Genomic DNA, 21514 nt, shown 5'->3' on the forward strand with positions numbered 1-21514 from the left:
GTCGGCGACGGCGACGGCGCCGGACCCGGACAGTTCGGGACCGGCCGGACCCGTTCTGGTCTAGACCTTGACAGGTTCAGACCAGCGACGCTTGAGTAGGGGGACCCCCCATGGCGGCGCACGCTCATCGGCGGCGCCGCGCCGAAGGAGTGATCACGTGATCAAACGTGTCATGAGCCTGCTAACCGCGGTGGCCGCGGTCGTGGCCACGCTCGTCTTCCTCCCCGCAGCCACGGCATCGGCGGCCACCTGCGCTCCGGCCTGGAACTCCTCGTCCGTGTACTGGGGCGGCGGGGCCGCCTCGTACAACGGGCACAACTGGTCCGCGAAGTGGTGGACGCAGAACGAGAAGCCGGGCACGGCCGACGTCTGGGCCGACCAGGGGACCTGCGGTACAGGTGGCGGGACGGACCCGGGCCAGCCGGATCCCTCGGGATTCGTCGTCACCGAGGCCCAGTTCAACCAGATGTTCCCGAGCCGGAACTCCTTCTACACCTACAGCGGCCTGACCGCGGCCCTGAGCGCCTACCCGGGCTTCGCCACGACCGGCAGTGACACGGTCAAGAAGCAGGAGGCCGCGGCCTTCCTCGCCAACGTCAGCCACGAGACCGGCGGCCTGGTCCACATCGTGGAGCAGAACACCGCCAACTACCCCCACTACTGCGACAGCGGCCAGCCCTACGGCTGCCCCGCCGGCCAGGCCGCCTACTACGGCCGTGGCCCGATCCAGCTCAGCTGGAACTTCAACTACAAGGCCGCCGGTGACGCGCTCGGCATCGACCTGCTGGGCAACCCCTGGCAGGTGGAGCAGAACGCCTCCGTCGCCTGGAAGACCGGCCTCTGGTACTGGAACACGCAGAACGGCCCCGGGACCATGACGGCCCACAACGCCATGGTCAACGGTGCCGGCTTCGGCGAGACGATCCGGTCCATCAACGGCTCCCTGGAGTGCAACGGCGGGAACCCCGCCCAGGTCCAGAGCCGGATCGACAAGTACCGGGCGTTCGTCCAGATCCTCGGCACCACACCCGGCTCCAACCTGAGCTGCTGAGCACGGCACCGCCGCACCGCCCGGGACGGGGGGTGTACCCGGCAGCTGCCGGGTACACCCCCCTCTGCCCCGCTCCCGGCCCGCCCCCCGCTCGGGCCGGGAGCCCGCCCCGGTCCGGGGCCGACGTCACAGCAGAGCGGGCTTGACGGACATCAGCAGGTGCTGGTGAGCCGGGGAGTCCACGTCCTGCCCGCCTGTGATCATGGCCCGCTGCCCCGGCCCCATCAGGCGCATCCGGACCCTCCCGCCCGTGCAGGAGCCGAAGGAGGCGAGGGCATCCATGAGGTACCCCGGGTTGAACGCCACCGTCATCTCCTCGGCGCCCTCCAGCGTGGCAGGCAGCCGCTGCGAGGCCACATCGTCCTCGTAACCCGCCTGGAGCAGCACCGAACCGTCCCGGCCGCCCGAGAAGCTCATCTGCAACGGGCTGCCGCCGTCCGCGACCACGGAGACGCGCTTGACGGCTTCGGCCAGCCGGCCCCGGTCCAGCACCGCCACAGCGGGGCCGTCCAGCGCGAAAAGCTTGTCGTGGCGCGGCAGCCGGCCGTCCAGCAGACGCACCGTCGTCCGCGCACCGGCGTGCTCGAAACCCACCGAACTCCCGTCCAGCGCCACGCTGACCAGGCCCGACCGGCCGAGCGTGCGGGCTGTCTCCGTCAGCCGGCGGGCCGACACCAGCACGTCGGCCACCACGTCGGGGGCCGTCGCCTTCCAGGGCAGGGTGCGCACCGCGAAGCGGTACCGGTCGGTCGCCGCGAGCGTCATCGTCGAGCCGTCGAGCGCGATCCGGACGCCGGTGAGCGTCGGCAGGGTGTCGTCCCGTCCGGCGGCCACCGTCACCTGGGCGACCGCCGCGGCGAACTCCGCCGCGTCCACCGTTCCACGGACCTCCGGCAGCGGCGGCGGTGCCGGGTAGTCGTCGAGCGGGAGGAGGGAGAGTCCGAAGCGGGCGCCGTCCCCCGTCACCGTGAACCGGGACGCCTCCACCGCGCACTCCACCGGCCCGTCGGGCAGCACCTTGCAGATGTCGAGCAGCCGCCGGCCCATGACCAGAGCCCTGCCGGGCCGCAGCACACGAGCCTCCGTCTCGACGCGTGCCGAGGCCTCGAAGTCGAGCCCGGAGACGCGCAGCCGGCCGTCGGCCGCGTCGAGGAGCAGGCCTCCCAGGACGGGCACCGGGGACCGGGCCGGAAGGACCCGGGCGGCCCACGCCACGGCATCGGTCAGTGCGCCACGCTCAATACGGAACTCCACGGCGGAGCCTCCCTGGTCCGGCAGACGACACGGTCGCAGGACACCGTAGGCCGCACCACTGACAGGCGGCCGCGCCCGGCGACAGCGACCACTCCCGGCGGCTGCAGGCGCCCTACTTCCACGGCATCCCCCGGGGCCCCGGCGCCCGGGAGGCCACCGGCGTCCCCCGGTGCGTCCCGGACGTCCCGGGACACCTCGGGACTCCGAGGGGAAGGGGTGCGGAGCCGCTGTTCAGCCCGTCCTGGTGTACGTCAGGCTCTCGCCGGTCTCCGGGACCTCCCGGCGCAGGGTCCCGTCGGGCAGCAGCGTCAGTACCGTGGGCTTGCCCGGGGTGCACGAGGTCACCGGTTCGCCGGCCGTGACCTCGGAGGGGCCGAGGCGTACCGGGGAGCCGGAGGAGGGCTCGGCCTGCAGGGAGGCCTCGAAGACGCAGTGGTAGGAGCCGCCGGTGTCCAGCGGGCCCTCGGCCGTGAGGGACAGGACGGGCTCCCCGATGTCGCCCTGCCGGACGACGAGGTCACGGGTGGACCGGCCCGTGCCGGTGTCGACGGTGCCCGACCAGGAACCCAGATAGCCGGTGGGGATCGCGCCCTCGGCGGGTTTCCCGTCCTCGGAGGGGTCCGGCGACGGACCGGAGCCGTCGGAGGCGGAGCCCTCCGTGCCGGAGCGCGTCGCGGACGTGGTGGGTGACGGCGAGGCGGCGCCGTACCCCTCGGCGCCGCGCATGAAGGCGTAGACCGACCAGCCCGCCCCTGCCGCGACGACCAGCGCCACCGCGACCAGGAGCACGGTCGAACCCGCCGAGCGCCGGTGCTCCGGCAGGGGGGCGGGGCCGGTGTGCAGGAAGTGCGGCGGTGGCGGGCCGTCCGGGGGAGTGGCACCCGAGCCGGTGCCGTACGCCGGGGTGGGCTGCTGCGGGTACCCGTACGACGGCGCGGGCTGCTGCGGAGCGGTGTACGCGGGCTGCGGTCCCGGCTGCGGCGGGGGCGCGGCCGGTCCGGCCGGTTGCGGCGGTGTGGCCACGCCTGCGGGCGTCCTCCCGGGCGCGGGCGGAGCGGCGGGTCCCTGCCCCCGGTGGGGGCCGCCGCCGGCGGCACCCGCCGGGACCGCCGGGCCTTCCGGGTCCGGGTCCTCGGCGTCCAGCAACTCGACCGCGTGCCGCCCCAGCTGGGCGATGAGCGTGCCGGGAAGCCAGGGCTCGGCGGTCTCCGGGTCGCCGAGCCGCTCCAGGACGGCGTCCGTCGTGGGCCGCGCGGCCGGGTCCTTCGCCAGGCAGTCCCGGATCAGCCCGACCAGGCCCCCGGGTACGCCGGTGAGGTCGGGATCCTCCTGTGCGATACGGAACATCAGCGCATGGGCCCCGCTGTCCTGCGACCCGAAGGGAAGCCGCCCGGTGGCGGCGTACGCCAGGACGGCGCCGAGGCAGAAGACGTCGCACGCGGTGGTCACCCGCTCGCCGCGGACCTGTTCCGGTGCCATGAATCCGGGGGAGCCGATCAGGGCGCCCGTGCGGGTCGGACCACCGTCGGCGGCGGTGTCCAGCGCCCTGGCGATGCCGAAGTCGATGACCCGGGGACCGTCGATCGTCAGCAGGACGTTGGACGGCTTCAGGTCGCGGTGGATGAGGCCGGCCCGGTGGATGTCCTGGAGGGCGCTCGCGAGTCCGGCCCCCAGGACGCGTACGGAGCGTTCGGGGAGCGGACCGTACTCCCCCGACGCACCGGCCGGGGCGCCCGGGTGCCCCGAGACGATCCGGTCGAGGGCGGGCCCGGCGACGTACCCGGTGGCCACCCACGGCACCGGCGCGTCGATGTCCGCGTCGAGGACGGGGGCGGTCCAGGCGCCGCCCACCTGCCGCGCCGCCCGCACCTCGGCCCGGAAGCGGTCGCGGAACTGCTGCTGCTGCGCGAGATCGGGACGGACCAGCTTGATGGCGACGGTGCGTCCGCGCCCGGAGCGGGCCAGGAACACCTGGCCCATCCCGCCGGCGCCGAGGCGTCCCAGCAGGCGGTAGTTCCCGATGTGTCGCGGATCGCCGGAGCCCAGCTTCTCCATGTGCGCTTCCTCCCCGTACGGCCGTGGTGGGCCGGGGTCGAGGATAGCGACGGGTTCCCCCGGCCGGCCCGGGGCGGCCGGGGGCCGGGTTCGCGCGCCCGACAGGGATTACGGGGCAGCCCTGAGGTGATGCCGCCCGCTCGGGGCGGTTTCCTTACCGGGTTGCTATTGACGGCGAGGAAACGTGAGGACTGCTCACGCATTCCTCCGAAGTCGTCGGACTTTTTCGCGCACGCCTATGGCTCGCGGCGGTTATCCGCGAGCTGATTTCGTTACCCACAGGTAGTAAATGGATTTGCCGAAGTGGCTGGGCGCGATCCATGCGGAGAACGCCGTATGGCGGGCAGGGGGACGTTTTGCGGAATATCGGACGGGGACGGTGGGAATTGCTCGTGCGATCAGCGGTGACCATGTGTGTTCACACCTATGGAGACGCTGTGTGGCGGCGCAACGGTTGCAGTCGGTCGGTCGTCCGTCGGGAGGCCCGCGCGACGGGCCGCCGGAAGGCCCTCACGGCCGGTCGCGAAGAGGGCCCGCGGTGCCCGGTGCGGGCGCGAGGGAGTCCCCGGGCCCGGTGGGTTCCGCCGCGGCCCGGGCCGGCGGGCGGGCCGCGGCGAGCACGCTTCCCCCTCGCCCCGCGGGGCGCGAATCCCGTGCTCCGCACCCGCCTGACGGAGCGTCGCGAACATCGCCAGGCCAGTGGCTCCGAGGTGTGACGCGGGCCGGAGAGGTATGACACGGGCCGGACCGGCGGGGTGACGGGCGGTCGGCGACCAATGGTCCACGCCTTTGGTCGCCGCGTGCGGGGCGGATCCCCCACGGCGCCCGGTGCTTGCCGGCCGCCTGGCGGAGATCTCCGGCAAGAGGCGTCCGGCCGGCCCCGAACGCGTCGACGCCGCAGACGTGTTCGCGGCGGTCCGGCCGTCCGTGCCCAGCGGGTCCCGGAGGATCCGAGATCGGCCGGATCGTGCTCAACCCGGGCCGGTGGCCGCCGTCCGGCGGCCGAATCGGGCACGGCGGAGCACGGGATTCGGTCATGGGGGGAGGGGAGGCGGGCTCTGCGCGTTCCAGAGGTGGATGGCCTCTACCGGACATCACCGGCTCCGCTGAGTGATCATGTGGTCACATACCGCCGGGTAAGCGGAATGTGGAGGGCCTGAATAGGGGCCCCGGATGCAGCTTGGTGACATTTTCGCGCCGCCGGGTGGGCCCGGAGGCGCCTGGAGGGGAAATCGCGGATCGGATCCGTCCGCTTGTGCCGGTGAGCCGTTGACTGGTTCACGTCCGAGATCTAATGTCTGCGAAAGTAGCGCGATGGCGCGTAAGTGACCCTGGGAAAGTAAACGGTTTACCGGTCAACCTCATTTGACTCCGCGGCGCCTTTGAGGGGTGAATGCAGCGCGCGTGCTTGTTTCCCGGGTCGGTCGAATCAGTGAACGAGGGAGCGTAATGGGTTCGGGGGTGACGGATGCGCCTGAAGGTATGCGCGGTGCTGATTCCGTGGAGCGCGCACTCTTGGAGGCGCGGGCACTGATCGAGTCCTCGGTGTCGATGCACCGCAGTCGGCCGGGAGGTGCCTCGCTGCTGGTGAGGGCGGACGACGGCTCGGTGGACAAGGCCGTGAAGCGCGTCATGGCGGGTGCCAAGTACTCGGCGCACCTCGCGGTGACCGGCAACTGGAAACACTCGTCGGTGGTGATCAGGGCGGTGGCCGCGGCAGTGGCGCAGCCCGCGGCGCCGAGGAGACGGGGCCAGCTCGCCGTGCGGCTGCTCGCGGCGGGCCGGGCGCTCGAACTGTCCGCCGACTGCCATCAGGGCTTCGCCGAGACGTCGCTGGAAGTGCGCATGACCAACGGTGAGTTACGCGAAGCGCTGATCGTCGACGGCCGGACCGCTCTGGTGCAGTCGGGCGACGGATCCGGCGGCAGGCACGCGGCGGTCGTCACCGACCCCGCGGCGGTGGGCGCGCTCGATCTGCTCTTCGCCGGAGCCTGGGCCGTCGCCCGGCCCGTCGCCGACGAGCTCCGGCTGGAGGGAAGCCTGCGCGGCGAACTGGCACGGCGGATCCTGGAGCAGCTGCGCGCGGGGCGCACCGACGACGTGGCCGCCCGGGAGATCGACGTGTCACTGCGCACCTACCGGCGCCATGTCGCCGCGATCATGCGCGTGCTCGGGGCGAACTCCCGCTTCCAGGCGGGAGTCCGCGCCGTGGAGCTCGGGTTACTGGAACGGTGCTGACGCGTCGGTCCGGGCACTGACACAAGCTGTGGAGCAACGGGGGCAAGAGAAGATGACGAGGACCACACCCGAGACCGGCCCGAGTGCGGAGGACGGCGAGGGGCGGAGACCCGAGGAGCCCGGCGGGGAACCGCTCGGGCCGCCGGACCGCGGCCCGAACGGCCAGGAGGAGGGGCAGGACGCCATAGAGCAGGCGCTGCTCCAGGTCAGGGCCCTGATCGAGTCGACGGTTGAGCGGCACCGCAACAGGGTCTCCTGGGACCACCAGATCGTCGCCGTGGACGGCCGCAGGGCGCAACTGCTGGACCAGGCGCGCGAGCTGGTGCTGACGGCCCGGTCGACCATAGACGTGGTGCTGGCCTCCGGCCCGAGCTGCGGGGCGGAGGCCAGGGCGCCCCTGCGGGAGCTGACCTACGTGGTGCCCGGCACCGTCCGTATGCGGATGCTGTGCTCCCCGGCCATGATCGACGAGGACTTCGTACGCGAACAGCTCGACCAGGGAACCCCCGTCGAGGTCCGGGTGGCCCGGGTCCCGCCCCTGCAGGCCGTCATCGTGGACGGGGCGGTGGCGCTCGTCTCGGCCGAGTCGTCGACCGGCCGCCGGGCGTCGCTCATCAGGGTGCCCGACGTCATCAGCACGCTCCGTACGCTCTACGAGGGCGTGTGGCGCAACGCGGTGCCGGCCTCCGCGCGCATCACCTTCGGCGACCACTGCCGCACGGATCTCGCCCGGCGGATACTCGGGGCCCTGCGCGCCGGTGTCACCGACGAGGTGGCCGCACGGGAGCTCATCGTCTCCGTACGCACCTACCGGCGTTACGTCGCGGAGATCATGACCCTGCTGGATGCCAGTTCCCGCTTCCAGGCGGGCGTCAGGGCCGCCGAGCTCGGCCTGCTGGGCGGTATCGAGGGACCGGGGCGGTCATCGGCCCCTCCCCCGGACGGGAGCTGACGGACCGGAGACGCGGTCCGTGCTGGCAGCTTCCTGAAGTTGCCGTTGTCGGGCCGGGAAGCGGACGGCTACAACTGGCTGCGTCGACGGACGGCCGCGACCGGCCGCGTCGGCCGGGCGCGCCTGCGTGCCCCGGCGCAGTACCGCCACGAAGTACCGCTGACGCGAGGTGCGAACAGGATGAAGGCCGGCACGGGCGGCGGACGGGTCCGCCGCCACAGGGCTGCGGTTGTCCGCACAGGTCCGCTGGTCCCGCCGCCTGCGGGAGGCCGTGCCGCGCTCCTCCCTCCCGCGCCGTGCCCGCTCGCCGGCGCGGTGGGCGAGGAGGCGCTGATCCCCGTCGCCGGGTGCCCCGCCGGCACGGACACGACCGTTCCGGGGAACCCGGACGCGCGGGCCGCCGCCCGGCGGGCCGAACCGGCCGAGTCCCTGGAGTGTGCTCGATGACCACCATGTCCTTCCCGGGCCTCGCACTCCCCCACGACAGCGGGGTCGGCGTGCTGAACAAGGCCTCCCTGCTGCTGAGCGTGCTGGAGGACGGCCCCGCCTCGCTCTCCAGGATCGTCGTGGTGTCGGGGCTGACGCGCCCCACCGCCCACCGGCTGGCCCTGGCCCTGGAGCGCCTGCGGCTCGTCACCCGGGACGCCAGGGGCCGGTTCCAGCTCGGCCCCCGGCTGGGGGAGATGGCGGTCGTCGTGCACGGCGACCGGATGCTGGCCCTCGCCGGGTCCGTACTGGCCGGGCTGCGCGACCGTACCGGGGCGAGCGCCCGGCTGTACCGGCGGTGCGAGGGAGGGCAGTTGTGCGTGGCCGGTGCGGAGGTGGCGGGGGAGCAAGCGGTGCCGGTGGGGACCGCCTTCTCCCTGCGCTCCGGTGCGGTGGCCCAGGTGCTGCTCGCCTGGGAGCAGCCCGAGGTGCTGTACGCGGGCGTCTCCCGGGCCCGCTTCACCGCCGCCGCGCTGACGCAGGTACGCCGCCGGGGCTGGGCGCAGAGTCTCGGCGTCTGGGACACGGACGTCGTCACGCTGGCCGCTCCCGTGCGGGGGCCCGGCGGGCGGGTGGTCGCGGCGCTCTCGCTGTCGGGGCCGGTCCCGGTGCTGTCCAGGGAACCCGCGCGGGAGTTCGGTGGCGCCGTGATCGACGCGGCGCTGCGACTGGGCGAGGCGTCCGACGGATGATCTTCCCCCAACAGGACGGGGGGCGGCCCCACCTGCCGGGAGGGCAGGACGTGCCGATGCCGCAGACGGAGTTCAGGATCCTGGGTCCCACCGAGATCTGGACGCGGGGAGTGCGCGTCCCGCTCACCGCGGCCAAGCAGCGCACGGTACTGGCGGCGCTCCTCCTCTCCCCGGGGCGGTTCGTCTCCGACCGGTGGCTCGCCGAACTGCTGTGGGGGCCCACCCCGCCCGCGACGAAGTCGGCACAGCTCTACACCTACGTCTCGCGGCTGCGGCGCAGCTGCGAGCCCGGGGTCCGGCTGGTGCGAAGGCACCGCGGCTACGGCCTCGTCCTGGGGGCCTCGCGGCTCGACTGGAAGACGTTCCAGCACCTGGCCGAGCAGGGGCGGCAGTACCTGGCACAGCACCGTTACGCGGAGGCCGCCGCATGCCTGGAGCCGGCCCTGCGGCTGTGGCGGGGTCCGGCTCTCGCGGACGTCACGGACGTCCTGGCCCTGACCGAACTCCCCCTGCTGGAGGAGGCCCGGCTGCGGGCGCTGGACCACCGGATGGAGGCGGTCCTGGCACTCGGCAGACACGAGACCGCGCTGCCGGAACTCACCCGGCTGGTGGCGGAGAACCCCGCGCGGGAGTCGCTGCGCGGCCACCTGATGACCGCGTTGTACCGCTGTGACCGGCAGATGGACGCGCTGCGCGTGTACGAACAGGGCCGCCGGGTCCTGCAGGAGGAGCTGGGGGTGGCCCCGGGGGCGTCGCTGCGCGCACTCCACCGGGCGGTGCTGCTGGAGGAGCTGCCCGGTCCGGCCGCCGCCGAACCCCTGACGCTGACCGTGCGGCGCGCCGGGTGCGCCCCGCCGGGCCCGGACGCGGCGGCCGGCGGTCCGTGGAAGGCCGCGGACAGCCCCTGGAACGGTCTCGTCCCGGCGATGCTGCCCGTGGACGCGGCCGGATTCGTCGGCCGTCGGGCCGAACTGACGCGTGTGGTCGAGGAGTTGCGGGACAGTCACAGCCCCTACCGAGGCGTCGTCCTGACCGGTGCGGCGGGCGTGGGCACCTCGGCGCTGGCCGTGCGCGTGGGGCACGCCTGCCGGGACGACTTCCGGCAGGGCCAGCTCTACACCGACCTGCGCGGCGAGGGCGGCCGCGCCAAGGACCCGCTGGACGTGCTCGGCAGCTTCCTGCGCGCGTTGATGTCCGTCCGGGGGGAGGACCTGCCCGCCACGCTGGAGGAACGCGTGCAGCTCTACCGCAGCGCCCTGTCCCGCCGCCGGATCCTCGTGGTGCTCGACAACGCGTCGGACGAACGCCAGGTACGGCCCCTGCTGGCGAGCGGCCCCGGCTGCCGGGTGCTGATCAGCGGCGGCCGCCGGCTCGTCTCGATGGAGGGCGTCAGGGTGGTGCCCGTCGGACGGCTCGACGACCGGGAGGCGCGTGAGCTGCTCGCCTCCCGGGTCGGCCGCGAGCGGCTGACCGCCGAACCGGGCGCCACCGGGCGGCTGCTGGACCTCTGCGAGGGCCTCCCGCTGGCCCTGCGGTTCTGCGCGACGCGGCTGGTGGCCCGCCCGCAGTGGCCGGTGGGCAGGCTGGTGGACCGGCTGGAGAGGGGAGAGGTCCGGCCGGACGAGTGGGGGGAGGGGGCCGACGAGTTGTGGACCGTCCTGAGAGAGGGCGTCATGCGGCTGGAGCCGCCGCTGCGCCCGGTCCTGCGCACGCTGGCCCATAAGGAGCCGGGCTCCGTGTCACCGGCCTGCCTCGCGCGGCGGCTCAACTGGTCGGAGGACCGGGCCCGGGGCGCACTGGACGCGCTGGTGGAGGCGGGGCTGTTGGAGGTGGTCGCCGGGAAGCCCCTGGTGGGCGCGGTGACCGACGGGGGTACGGAGGCGGCGCCCGGCGCGCCCCCTGCGTTCCCGCCGGCCGTCGCGGCGCCGGTCCAGGAGCGCTACCGGTGCACACCGCTGGTCAGACTGATGGCCCGCGGGACGGCGTCGGTCGTCGGCGGCCCCTGACGCGGACGCCCCCGGTCAGCCGGCCGGCGGAGGGCCGGCCGGCGGGGGCTGTACGTCATTGATGAACGCCGCCAGCAACGCCGCCCAGCGCAAACCCTCGTCGTCCGCCACCGCGTCCTCCTCCGGGAACCCCTCCTCCTCGGGTCCACCTCCCCCCACCCCGCCGGGGACGTCGGCCGGTGCGTACCCGTGCCCCTGCGCCCCGGTCCGCTCCGGAGTGTCCGGCACCTCGGTCGGATCCGGTGCGGCGTCCGTGCTCATGTTTCCCTCCTCGTCGAACCGCCCCTGCCAGGCGTTCCCTCCAGAGTTGGGTACATACCTATGCCTTTTCTATACTCCGGCCCCCCGGACGCACACGGGGCCCTCGGCGCCCCGCCTGCTGGCAGCTTCCTGAAGCGGGTATTGCCGAGCACGACGGGCCGGCAGTTCCATGAACGCGTCAGGTGCGGTGTTCACCCCGATCGCGGAGCCCACCTGTCCGGCAGGCGACCCCCCTCGTACTGCCGGGACGCCCGGGGGTCCGGTCCCTGCGGGTGGCCGGACCGCCGGAGTTGAAGCGTGACGTGCCCGCCGTGCCCTCCCGCGACGCCGCGAGCCCGCCGAGAAGAGGACGAGGACATGACTGCCACGGCCCTGCCCGGTTCCGAACTGCTGGCCCACCTGGCCGCGCACGACCCGCGCTTCCGGGAACGGACGGCGCACGCGCTGCTCGCCGTCGAGAGACGCCTCCTGGCCTGCGCGGCGGACGCCCCCGATCCGCGTGTCGCCGAACTCGTGGGCCACATCGCGACGGCGGGCGGCAAACGGCTGCGCCCCCTGCTCGTGCTGCTCGGCGCGGAGTTCGGAGAGCCGTGGAGGGACGGCGTCGTGGAGGCCGCCGTGATCGCCGAGCTCGTCCACATCTCCTCCCTCCACCACGACGACGTGATGGACGGGGCCGAGCTGAGGCACGGAGTGGCCAGTGTCAACGCGCTCTGGGGCGCCCGGCTGGCCGTGGCGGGCGGCAACTGGCTGCTCGCCCGGGCGGCCCGTCTCGCCGCCGAACTGGGCCCGGAGATGGTGCGGCTCCAGGCCGACGTGGCGAGCGAGCTCGTCGAGGGCCAGCTGCGCGAGATGACGGGGCCCGGCGAGGCCGAGGACCCCGTGGACCACTTCTTCCGGGTCACCTCGGGCAAGACCGCGTCCCTGCTGGCCATGGCGCTGAGCGCCGGTGCACTCCACGCCGGTGCCCCGGCCGCGTACGGAGCCGCCCTCGACGCGTACGGCCGTCAGCTGGGCGTCGCCTTCCAGATATCCGACGACCTTCTCGACCTGGTCGCGCCCGCGTCGAGCACCGGCAAGGAACTCGGCAAGGACCTGGCCGCCGGGGTTCCCAGTCTGCCGGTGGTCCTGGCCGCCACCGACCGGCGGCCGGCCGGTGCCGAGCTGCGGAAGCTGCTGTCGTCCGGGCCGCTGGACGACCCCGAGGACCGCAGGCGCGCCCTGGACCTGTTCGCCGCCTCGCCCGCCCCGGCGGCGGCCGCGGCGCATATGGGTCACCGGCTGCGCCTGGCCCGGGAGGCGCTGGGCGTGCTGCCGCCGGGCCCGGCCCGCCGGGCGCTGCACGCCCTGTGCGACTACGTCGACTCGCGCGTCGCCCGCACGGTGGACGCGGGGCACCGATCTGACCAGCAGACACGACAAGGGGTGGGACATGCCGACGGAAACGGTTGACGAACTGGCGGCGATCCGCGCCGAAGCACTGCGCGGGCCGGGTGACCGGGCGACCGAGGCGCAGCATGCCAAGGGCAAGCTGACGGCCCGGGAGCGTATCGCGCTGCTGCTGGACGAGGGGTCGTTCAAGGAGGTCGAGCAGTTGCGCCGGCACCGGGCGACGGGGTTCGGCCTGGAGGCGAAGAGGCCGTACACGGACGGTGTGATCACCGGCTGGGGGACGGTGGAGGGGCGGACGGTCTTCGTCTACGCGCATGATTTCCGGATTTTCGGGGGTGCGCTGGGTGAGGCGCACGCGACGAAGATCCATAAGATCATGGACATGGCCATCTCGGCGGGGGCTCCGCTGGTGTCGCTGAACGACGGTGCCGGGGCGCGTATCCAGGAGGGTGTGAGCGCGCTCGCCGGGTACGGGGGCATCTTCCAGCGCAACACGCGGGCCTCGGGTGTGATCCCGCAGATCAGTGTGATGCTCGGTCCGTGCGCGGGGGGCGCGGCCTACAGTCCGGCTCTGACCGACTTCGTGTTCATGGTCCGTGAGACCTCGCAGATGTTCATCACGGGGCCGGACGTGGTCAAGGCGGTCACCGGTGAGGAGATCACGCAGAACGGGCTCGGTGGCGCGGACGTGCACGCCGAGACCTCGGGCGTCGCGCACTTCGCGTACGACGACGAGGAGACCTGCATCGCCGAGGTCCGCTACCTGATCGGCATGCTCCCCTCGAACAACCGGGAGAACCCTCCGGTCGTGGCGAGCGACGACCCCGCCGACCGGCGCGGCGACGCCCTCCTCGACCTCGTCCCGGCTGACGGCAACCGCCCCTACGACATGCACAAGGTCATCGAGGAACTCGTCGACGACGGCGACTTCCTCGAGGTCCACGAACGCTGGGCCACCAACATCATCTGCGCGCTGGCCCGCCTGGACGGCCACGTCGTGGGCATCGTGGGCAGCCAGCCCCTCTCGTACGCCGGGGTGCTGGACATCCACTCCTCGGAGAAGGGCGCGCGGTTCGTCCAGTTCTGCGACGCCTTCAACATCCCGCTGGTCACGCTCGTGGACGTACCCGGCTTCCTGCCGGGCGTCGACCAGGAGCACGGCGGGATCATCCGCCACGGGGCCAAGCTCCTGTACGCGTACTGCAACGCCACCGTGCCGCGGATCTCGCTGATCCTGCGCAAGGCCTACGGAGGCGCGTACATCGTCATGGACTCCACCTCCATCGGAGCCGACCTGTCCTACGCGTGGCCCACCAACGAGATCGCCGTCATGGGCGCCGAAGGCGCCGCCAACGTCATCTTCCGCCGCGAGATCGCCGCCTCCGACGACCCCGAGACGACGCGCGGCCAGTTGGTCAAGGAGTACAAGGCCGAGCTCATGCACCCCTACTACGCGGCCGAGCGCGGCCTGGTCGACGACGTCGTCGATCCCGCCGAGACGCGGCACCTGCTCATCCGCTCCCTGGAGATGCTGCGGCTCAAACACGCGGACCTGCCCTCCCGCAAGCACGGCAACCAGCCCGCGTGAACGCCGGGCCCGTGCAGGGCGGTTCCCTGCTGAGAGTCGTCCACGGCTCGCCGACGCCCGAGGAACTGGCGGCCGCGGTCGCGGTCGTGCTCGCCGCCGTCCAGCGGTCCGGAGCGACCACCCCGGGTGCGACGGCGCCCGCGCGTGCGCCGTGGCGCCGGGCGGAGGCCCCGGCCTCCTCCCGTGTCTCCTGGCGGGGCGGACGCTGACCGGCGGGCGGATGCAGGTCGTTGCACGCCTACTTGATGTCGGCGGGCACGTTGCGCAACGTGGCCGTCAAAAGGTCCGAGTGCAGATACGCGGCGGGACGAGCCGCGGGTGAAGACGTGGAGGAATCCCATGTTCCGAGGGATCGGGCGGTTCTCGGTGAACCGCCCATGGTCGGTCGTCGTGCTGTGGCTACTGGCGACCACCGCCCTGATCGCGCTGGCTCCGCAGCTGAAGCCGACCGACGACCAGGCGGAGTTCCTCCCGTCGCACTACGAGTCGGTCCGCGCGGTGCAGCTCCAGCAGGACGCCTTTCCGCAGAGCCGGCAGCCCGCGGCCATCGGCGTCGTCCAGCGCGCCGACGGCGGCAAGCTGACGGCGGCCGACACGCAGAAGGCCGGCGAGATCGCGGCCGCCCTGGGGGACGAGAAGTTCCCGAAGATCACCGAGGTGGTGGCCGACCCGAAGGCGGTCTCACCGGACGGGAAGATCGCCCTCGTCCACGTGTTCGCCTCCACGCAGAAGGCCAACGACGAGACCCTGGTCGCATCCGTCGGTGAGCTCCGCACCGCGACCGCCGACCGGATCGGGGGCAGCGGGCTGGAGTGGGCCTACACGGGCCCGGCCGCCACCGTGCTGGACTCGATGGAGGCGTCGGACAGCACCGACGCCATGGTCATGATGGCCACCCTGGTCCTCATCATCGTGCTGCTGCTGGCCATCTTCCGCAGCCCGGTCATCGCCCTGATGCCCGTCCTCGTCATCGGGGTCGTGTTCATGGTCACCATGGGCGTCATCGCCACCGCCGTGGAGCTCGCGGGCATGCGGGCACCCGCCTCCATCTCCGCCATCCTCATCGTGGTGCTCTTCGGCGTCGGCACGGACTACACGCTGTTCCTGCTGTTCCGGTACCGGGAGCACCTGAGGAACGGCATGGAGGCCAAGGAGGCGCTGGCCACCGCCGCCGGCCGGGTCGGCGAGACCATCGCCTCCGCCGCGGGCGTCGTCATCGCCGCGTTCCTCTCCCTGCTGCTGTCGTCCATGGGCATGCTCAGCAGCATGGGCCTGTCGCTGGCGCTCGCCGTCGCCGTCACGCTGATCTCCGCGCTCACCCTCGTGCCGGCCGTGTTCTCGCTGCTGGGCACCAAGGCGTTCTGGCCCTCGAAGGCCTGGCGCACCCAGCCGAAGAACGCGCTCTCGGGCCGGGTCGGCAGCTTCGCCTCCCGCAGGCCCGGGCTCATCGCCGGCGTCTCCGGCCTGGTCCTCGTGGCGCTCGCCTCGGGAGTGTTCGGCTTCCGCGCGGAGTACGACACGGAGAGCTCGCTCCCGGACACCCTGGAATCCGTGCAGGCCATGGAGGACTTCCAGACCGGCTTCTCGGCCGGCCAGTCCGACCCCACGTTCGTCTACGTGAAATCCACCGGTGGTACGGCGCTCGACAAGGCCGGACTGGACGCCTACCAGAAGGAACTGGCGGACGTCGGCGGGGTGGCCCAGGTCGCCCCGGCCGTGGTCAGCCCCGACGGCAGGGTCGCGCAGTACGGCGTCGTGCTCGACTACCGTCCCACCGAGGACCGGGCCATGGAGCTCGTCGGGGGCGCGCTCCGGGACCGGGTCCACCAGGCCGCGCCCGAGGGCACCGAACAGTTCGTCGGCGGCAGCACGGCCCTCCTCGCGGACGTCCGAACCGCCGTGAACCGCGACTACAAGCTCGTGTTCCCGGTCGCCGCGGTGGCGATCATGCTCATCCTCGGCCTGATGCTGCGCAGCGTCATCGCCCCCTGGTACCTGATGATCTCGGTCGGCCTGGGCTTCGGCGGCACCCTCGGTGCCACGGTCTGGCTGTTCCAGAGCGGTTCGGGCGGGCTGCTGTTCATGCTGCCGGTGATCGTCTACCTCTTCGTCGTCGCCATCGGGACGGACTACAACATCCTGATGGTGGCCCGGTTGCGCGAGGAGATCAGCAGTGGCAAGGAGCCGAAGGAGGCCGTCCGGCTGGCCGTCACGCACTCCGCTCCCACCATCAGCGCCGCCGCCGTCATCCTGGCCGGCACCTTCGGCGTGCTGATGCTCGCGGACAACGCGATGCTCAAGCAGATGGGTTTCGCCGTGGCCTTCGGCATCCTGCTCAGCGCGTTCGTGATGGCGATCCTCCTCGTTCCCGCGGTCACCACCCTGGCGGGACCGAAGGCGTGGTGGCCGGGCAACCGCGACGGCGCGGTGGCGGGCGAGGGCACGGAGCCCCTCGCCGGCCACGGCTCCGACGACCTCGTCGGCTCCCGGAGCCGGTAGGGCGTGTCCCGGAAGGAGTGCCGTCCGCCCGCGGGGCAGGCGGCACTTCGGGACCTGGCCTGACGGCTGTCCCCTCCGGGCCGCCCCGCATCACCGCCCGCCCCCGACCGGACTCCCGGCCGGGGGCGGGCGTCTTCCGTCCCCCGGCGTGCCGTGCAGCTTCCTGAAAGACGAGGAGAGCGAACAGCGGGGGTGTCTGTAGGATTTTGATACGGCGTTCCAGGTCATCGGAATTCCCGCCGCGGTATCGGCCGAATGCGAGGTGTGATGCACGAGCGTGAGTTGAGAGCTTTCGTTTCGGTCGCGGAAACCGGACGGATGGATGCCGCGGCACGGCAACTCGGCTATTCCCAGCCGGCGATCACCTATCAGATCCAGTGCCTGGAACGTTCCCTCGGCTTCAAGCTGTTCACCCGGCACCCCGGTGGTGCCAGGCTGACCCGCGGCGGACGGTCGGTCCTGCCGTCCGCCCAAGCGGTTCTGACGCTGATGAACGACATTCGCGGTCCGCGCCCGGACGAGGACGCGGAGTGCGGACGGACGCCGGCCGGGGCCGATGTGCCGGCGGCCCGGAAGAACAGCGCCTGACAGGCGTGCGCCGATTTCCTTCGGCGCCGTTCGCTCTTTCCGCGGCCGTTCCGGCAGAGATCTCTTCCCATCTTCTTCCCCTTCCAGAAACGTTGGAGAGAAAACGATGAGCACCAACCCGTTCGAGGACAACGACGCCTCCTACTACGTGCTGGTCAACGAGGAAGGCCAGCACTCCCTGTGGCCCGCGTTCGCCGAGGTCCCCGCCGGCTGGACGGTGAAGCACGGCCAGGACAGCAGGCAGGCCTGCCTGGACTACGTCAACGAGAACTGGACCGACATGCGCCCGCTGAGCCTCCAGCGCCAGATGGCCGAGTCGAAGTAGGACGGGGCCGGAAAGGACGATCATGCAGACGGTCTCCCCCACCTCGGCGGTGTACCGGCCCCGGCCGCGTCCGGGCGCCGGCCGGGTCCTGGTGTGCCTGAGCTTCTGCGGTGGCGGCACCGCACCGTTCCGCCGGTGGGCCGACGTGATGCCCGCGGACGTGGAGTTGGCGCTGATCTGCTATCCGGGGCGGGAGATGCGGTTCGGCACGCCGTTCGCGCGGGACTGGATCGCCCTGCGCGACGACGTGGTGAACGCCGTCCGCGGGCTCACCTCCCGGCCCTACACCCTGTTCGGCCACAGCATGGGGTCCTGGCTCGCCTTCGAGACGGCGGCCCAGCTCGGGCGCCTCGGCGTCCCACCCCCGTCCGCGCTCGTCGTCTCGGGCGGGGTGGCGCCCCACAAGCGCCAGGCCCACCGGGCCCACACCCCCCGCTCGGACGACGGCGACGACGCCCTCGTCGCCTGGATGCGCGCGTTCGGGCAGATGCCGGCGGTCGTGGCCAACGAACCCGAACTCCGCTCCATCGCCGTGGAACTGCTCCGCGCCGACCTCGCCGTGTCGGAGTCGTACCGCTTCACCGAGGGGACCCGGGCGAGCGTGCCGCTGCGGCTGCTCTACGGCTCCGGCGACACCGCGCCCTTCGCCGAGGTGGAAGCGGACTGGAGATCCCTGGCGGACGGCGGCTTCGAGTCCTGCGAACTGCCGGGCGGGCACTTCTACGAGACGGACGTGTGGTCCGGGCTGCCGAGATGGTGCACGGAAGCCCTCCCGGGCGCGGCCCGTCCGTGACGTGAGAACGCCGCGCCGACCATGTCGACGCGGCGTTCACCGTACGGGGGGAAGGGACGTCAGGCCGTCTCGCGCAGTGCGCGCCTGCGGTCGTGCAGCACCAGCAGGATGACCATGCCCATGAGCACACCCAGGACCGTGCCGGCCTGGCCGGCCAGCAGGTGCGCCACCTCGCTCTCGGGGGCGGGACGCTTCGTGCCGAGGTTGGTCAGCAGGCTGTAGAGGCTGTACGAGAAGAGCATGCCCGAGGAGATCCAGGACGCCGCCATGGGGACCAGGAACTTCCTGGCCCCCCGCCGCCCCGTCAGGACGAGCAGCCCCCAGGCGCCCAGGAAGGCCCAGACCCCCATGCTCAGGGACAGCAGGTGCCACCACATGTCGCGGTAGGACAGGCGGTCCGCGTCGAGCCCCACCGTCGCGCCCGCCGCCCAGAACACCTTGACGAGGCCGAGCGCGACGCAGCCCGCGGCGAGCAGCCGCGCCACCGTGATCTGCAGCGACCGGGTGCCGCCCGGGGCCTCGCCGCCGTCGACCGGACCGCTCAGGGCTTCCGGCCAGCGCGCCCGCGCGTACCCGGCGAGCGCGAGGGGCAGGCCGATGCCGACCCCGACCAGCGAGATCATGACGAGCACCTGCTCGTACGCCCACAGGTCGTTGGAGGCGTCGGCCTGCTCGTCCTGGGACATGGCGGCCGGGCCGAGCACCGGTGCCAGGACCAGCATCGGGATGAGCAGGCCGGTGCCCACCCAGACGGGCAGGACGATCAGCCAGGCCGGAAGCCTCTCGCCCCAGGGCTGCATGAAGGCCACCGCCAGCATGATCCCCACGGCGGCGAGCACCGCAGTCGTGGCATTGATCGCACGCCAGTCCGCCTCGCCCATTTCCTCGTTCGGGAGGAAGATTCCGAATGTCCAGACGATTTTGATCAGCATGTACGGCATAACCGCGACCACGGTGCCGTAGCCGCATATTCTGCGCATCTTGATCAGCCGTGAGGTCGGCTGTGCCGCCATTACTGTCATGATCGGCATGCTATCTGACCGGTCATCAGCGGTCAAAGTACCCCACCTCCTTTCGTGGGGAATTCGGTTGCGGAAGAATGGTGAAATCCAGGTTCTCCCGGGCTGCCCAGTGCTATGGCGGTGAGATGCCCCGATGCGGAGACGGAGACCAGGAGCGCGGTCCCTCCCGCCCGCGCCAGCGCTGTCAGCTCCAGAATTCCCGAGGCGGTGCAGTGCCGGGCCTCGGTGAATTGCCCGCCGGAGCCGCAGAGCGAACCCCCGGACGCGGCGATCGCCGCGGTGACGGCGTCGAGCACCGCCGCAGCGAGCGGCGCGGCCCCGGGCGGTGCGCTGACGACGAGCCGTACACCGTGCGCGCCGGCGGCCAGGGCGGCGACGCGCGTGCCGGCCGCCGCGACGGCCGCGGGGTCCCGCCGGCCGGCGGGACCCCGCGGCAGGAAGCGGGAGAGGCCGCCGGTGATCTCGGCGAGCGCGCCGGCCCGGCCGGCCGCGTCCGGCGTGGACAGGACGACGGCGGCGGCGCCGTCCAGCAGGCCGTCCCCCTCGTCCCCTTCGGGCGCCTGGTCGGTCGCCGCGGCCACCACCCGGTCCGCACGGCCGGTCCGCAGCGCCGTGAGCGCGAAGTGCACGGCCTCCAGCCCCGCGGTGACGGGATTGGTCAGCGTGACCGAGAACGCCCGGGCCCCGGTGCTGATGGCGAGCTGGCTGCCGGGGGTGCTCATCGAGAAGGCGGGGACCTCGGCCGGGCTGATGGCCCGGACGCCCTCCGTGCGCAGGGTGTCGTCCATCCGGCGGTGCGCACGGGCGATCGCGAACTGGGTGCCCGTGACCACGCCGAGGCGCAGGCTCGGATCGCCGTCCAGGGGCGGGTCGTCGTGGCGGCGGCCGAGCGCCTGATGGCCGGCGGCCAGGAGGTAGCGGGTGGCCGGGCCGAAGTACTTCCAGCCGCGCCGACCGAGGTGTGCGGCGGGGTCGAACCAGGCCGGGTCCCTGTCCCGCGCCGCGTCCGGGGGAGTCTCCGCGACCGCGCCGGCGCCCGTGATCAGGATGTTCACGCCACGGCCTCCCAGGCGAGCACCGCGTTGTTGGCCCCGAAGCCGGTCCCGCTGACCAGCACGGCCGGGCGGGGCAGCGGCACGGGCCCCACGCGGGGGACGTCCATCGGGCAGGTGGGATCGACCTCGGTGACGTGGGCGTTCGGTGGCACCAGGCCGGTGCGCAGCATCCGGGCGGCTATGACACAGCCGAACACCCCGGCCGCTCCCGCCGTGTGGCCCATGACCGCCTTCGGCGCGTAACCGGCCGTCCGGGCGATGTCGCCGCCGGCGGCGGTGACGGCCTCGCTGACGGCCGTGCTCTCCACGGAGTCGTTGAGCGCCACCCCGGCGCGGTGCAGGACCACGGCTCCGGGGAGCCCCGAGGTGGCGAGGGCCTGGGCCGCCGCACGCCGCAGCTGCCCGCCGGACGGCTCCGGGGCCATCGGGTGGTGGGCGTCGCAGCTCCATCCCTGGCCGGTGAGTGCCGCCTGGGCGCTCACCCCCCGGCGCCGGGCGGACTCGGCGGACTCCAGCACCACGGCCGCGGCGCCCTCACCGGTGACCATGCCCGCGCGCCCGGTGTCGAAGGGCCGGCAGCACTCGGGGTCCAGCAGCCCGAACCGGTGGAGCGTGCCGACGGCGACCCGGGAGAAGGCGTCGCCGCCGCAGGCGACGACGATGTCGGCCTGCCCCGTCTCGATCAGCCGGGCGCCCCAGCCCACCGCGTACGCTCCGGCGGAGCAGGCGGTGGACAGGGTGTGGGCGCACCCCCCGATGCCGAACCGGTCGGCGACCACCGCGGTCACCCCGTGCGTGGCGGTCCGGCGCTCCGGCCCGTCCGGCAGCTCGGCCAGGTCGATGTCGCCGAGCGACGTGCCGACGGTGAGGCCGGCGTCGAACAGGTCCTCCCGGGTCAGCCGGGCCTCGGCGACGGCCTCCGCGACCGCCTCGACGACCAGCGAACTGGTACGTCCGGGGGCACCGGCTCCGGGCGGGGCGGCGTACAGCCGCGGATGCTCCGGCAGCCCGCAGCCGTCCGGCGCGGGCTCCGGCCGGCGGTCGGCGCGCAACAGCCCCTCCCACAGCGCGTCGACCCCGCTGCCGAAGCAGGTCATCGCCCCCAGTCCCGTGACAACGACCGTCACCGGCACCCCACTCCTTCGTACGTGCGGAATAAATTGACCGATAGCGACCAGAGTGCCGTCGTGGATGCCCGACGGCCGTTATCCCTGCAAGTACCTGCAGGAAAGGGCCGGGCGTTCGGCGGCCTCCCAT

General features: G+C 72.9%; 18 protein-coding genes. 12 read left to right on the forward strand and 6 right to left on the reverse strand.

Going from position 1 to position 21514, the window contains the following annotated elements; all coding sequences use genetic code 11:
• Window positions 1–157 precede the first annotated feature (157 nt).
• On the forward strand, window positions 158–1051 hold the full coding sequence (locus ACH4VO_RS14510) for a glycoside hydrolase family 19 protein (protein WP_360996025.1): 894 nt from the start codon (window positions 158–160) through the stop codon (window positions 1049–1051).
• A 126-nt stretch (window positions 1052–1177) separates the two neighbouring features.
• On the opposite strand, the gene dnaN is transcribed toward ACH4VO_RS14510, so the two are convergent.
• Both dnaN and ACH4VO_RS14520 read right to left on the reverse strand, forming a co-directional pair.
• Window positions 1178–2305, reverse strand: coding sequence for a DNA polymerase III subunit beta (gene dnaN, locus ACH4VO_RS14515; protein WP_360996028.1), 1128 nt, complete (start codon window positions 2303–2305; stop codon window positions 1178–1180).
• Window positions 2306–2536: 231 nt separating this feature from the next.
• On the reverse strand, window positions 2537–4360 hold the full coding sequence (locus ACH4VO_RS14520; RefSeq protein ID WP_360996031.1) for a serine/threonine-protein kinase: 1824 nt from the start codon (window positions 4358–4360) through the stop codon (window positions 2537–2539).
• 1500 nt (window positions 4361–5860) lie between these two features.
• On the opposite strand from ACH4VO_RS14520, the gene ACH4VO_RS14525 reads away from it, so the two are divergent.
• The 4 genes from ACH4VO_RS14525 (at window position 5861) to ACH4VO_RS14540 (ending at window position 10734) form a co-directional block, all read left to right on the forward strand.
• Entirely contained in the window at window positions 5861–6598 is a 738-nt protein-coding gene (locus ACH4VO_RS14525) for a hypothetical protein (protein ID WP_360996034.1), read from the forward strand.
• A gap of 52 nt (window positions 6599–6650) precedes the next feature.
• The gene (locus tag ACH4VO_RS14530; RefSeq protein ID WP_360996037.1) at window positions 6651–7550 is read left to right on the forward strand and encodes a LuxR family transcriptional regulator; all 900 of its coding nucleotides are present in this window, start codon (window positions 6651–6653) and stop codon (window positions 7548–7550) included.
• 443 nt (window positions 7551–7993) lie between these two features.
• On the forward strand, window positions 7994–8728 hold the full coding sequence (locus ACH4VO_RS14535) for an IclR family transcriptional regulator (RefSeq protein WP_398440945.1): 735 nt from the start codon (window positions 7994–7996) through the stop codon (window positions 8726–8728).
• A gap of 56 nt (window positions 8729–8784) precedes the next feature.
• On the forward strand, window positions 8785–10734 hold the full coding sequence (locus tag ACH4VO_RS14540; RefSeq protein ID WP_360996040.1) for a BTAD domain-containing putative transcriptional regulator: 1950 nt from the start codon (window positions 8785–8787) through the stop codon (window positions 10732–10734).
• A gap of 15 nt (window positions 10735–10749) precedes the next feature.
• Here ACH4VO_RS14540 and ACH4VO_RS14545 read toward each other — a convergent pair whose 3' ends face one another.
• Window positions 10750–10995, reverse strand: coding sequence for a hypothetical protein (locus ACH4VO_RS14545; RefSeq protein WP_360996043.1), 246 nt, complete (start codon window positions 10993–10995; stop codon window positions 10750–10752).
• Between the two features lie 357 nt (window positions 10996–11352).
• Between ACH4VO_RS14545 and ACH4VO_RS14550 the strand changes: the two genes are divergently transcribed.
• The 7 genes from ACH4VO_RS14550 to ACH4VO_RS14580 all read left to right on the forward strand — a co-directional run bounded on the left by ACH4VO_RS14550 (window position 11353) and on the right by ACH4VO_RS14580 (window position 18180).
• The gene (locus ACH4VO_RS14550; protein ID WP_360996045.1) at window positions 11353–12447 is read left to right on the forward strand and encodes a polyprenyl synthetase family protein; all 1095 of its coding nucleotides are present in this window, start codon (window positions 11353–11355) and stop codon (window positions 12445–12447) included.
• A complete protein-coding gene (locus ACH4VO_RS14555; protein WP_398440946.1) occupies window positions 12428–13975 on the forward strand; it encodes an acyl-CoA carboxylase subunit beta in 1548 nt (515 codons plus the stop codon). Before ACH4VO_RS14550 ends, ACH4VO_RS14555 begins: the two co-directional genes overlap by 20 nt.
• A 26-nt stretch (window positions 13976–14001) precedes the next feature.
• A complete protein-coding gene (locus tag ACH4VO_RS14560; protein WP_398440949.1) occupies window positions 14002–14184 on the forward strand; it encodes an acyl-CoA carboxylase epsilon subunit in 183 nt (60 codons plus the stop codon).
• Window positions 14185–14314: 130 nt separating this feature from the next.
• On the forward strand, window positions 14315–16474 hold the full coding sequence (locus ACH4VO_RS14565; protein WP_360998073.1) for an MMPL family transporter: 2160 nt from the start codon (window positions 14315–14317) through the stop codon (window positions 16472–16474).
• A gap of 267 nt (window positions 16475–16741) precedes the next feature.
• Window positions 16742–17062, forward strand: coding sequence for a LysR family transcriptional regulator (locus ACH4VO_RS14570; RefSeq protein WP_360998075.1), 321 nt, complete (start codon window positions 16742–16744; stop codon window positions 17060–17062).
• A gap of 106 nt (window positions 17063–17168) precedes the next feature.
• Window positions 17169–17387, forward strand: coding sequence for an MbtH family protein (locus ACH4VO_RS14575; RefSeq protein WP_069171823.1), 219 nt, complete (start codon window positions 17169–17171; stop codon window positions 17385–17387).
• A gap of 22 nt (window positions 17388–17409) precedes the next feature.
• The gene (locus ACH4VO_RS14580; RefSeq protein ID WP_360998076.1) at window positions 17410–18180 is read left to right on the forward strand and encodes a thioesterase domain-containing protein; all 771 of its coding nucleotides are present in this window, start codon (window positions 17410–17412) and stop codon (window positions 18178–18180) included.
• 59 nt (window positions 18181–18239) lie between these two features.
• Here ACH4VO_RS14580 and ACH4VO_RS14585 read toward each other — a convergent pair whose 3' ends face one another.
• From ACH4VO_RS14585 to ACH4VO_RS14595, 3 genes are read right to left on the reverse strand one after another with little or no spacing between them, the layout of a single operon-like run.
• Window positions 18240–19202 carry a hypothetical protein gene (locus ACH4VO_RS14585; protein WP_360998078.1) on the reverse strand — a complete coding sequence of 321 codons (963 nt, stop codon included), beginning with the start codon at window positions 19200–19202 and terminating at the stop codon, window positions 18240–18242.
• Between the two features lie 32 nt (window positions 19203–19234).
• The gene (locus ACH4VO_RS14590; protein WP_360998080.1) at window positions 19235–20257 is read right to left on the reverse strand and encodes a beta-ketoacyl synthase N-terminal-like domain-containing protein; all 1023 of its coding nucleotides are present in this window, start codon (window positions 20255–20257) and stop codon (window positions 19235–19237) included.
• Window positions 20254–21384, reverse strand: coding sequence for a beta-ketoacyl synthase N-terminal-like domain-containing protein (locus tag ACH4VO_RS14595; RefSeq protein WP_360998082.1), 1131 nt, complete (start codon window positions 21382–21384; stop codon window positions 20254–20256). Before ACH4VO_RS14595 ends, ACH4VO_RS14590 begins: the two co-directional genes overlap by 4 nt.
• Between the last annotated feature and the right edge of the window lie 130 nt (window positions 21385–21514).

It is taken from the genome of Streptomyces sp. NPDC020780 (genome assembly GCF_044334475.1).
Taxonomy (GTDB): domain Bacteria; phylum Actinomycetota; class Actinomycetes; order Streptomycetales; family Streptomycetaceae; genus Streptomyces.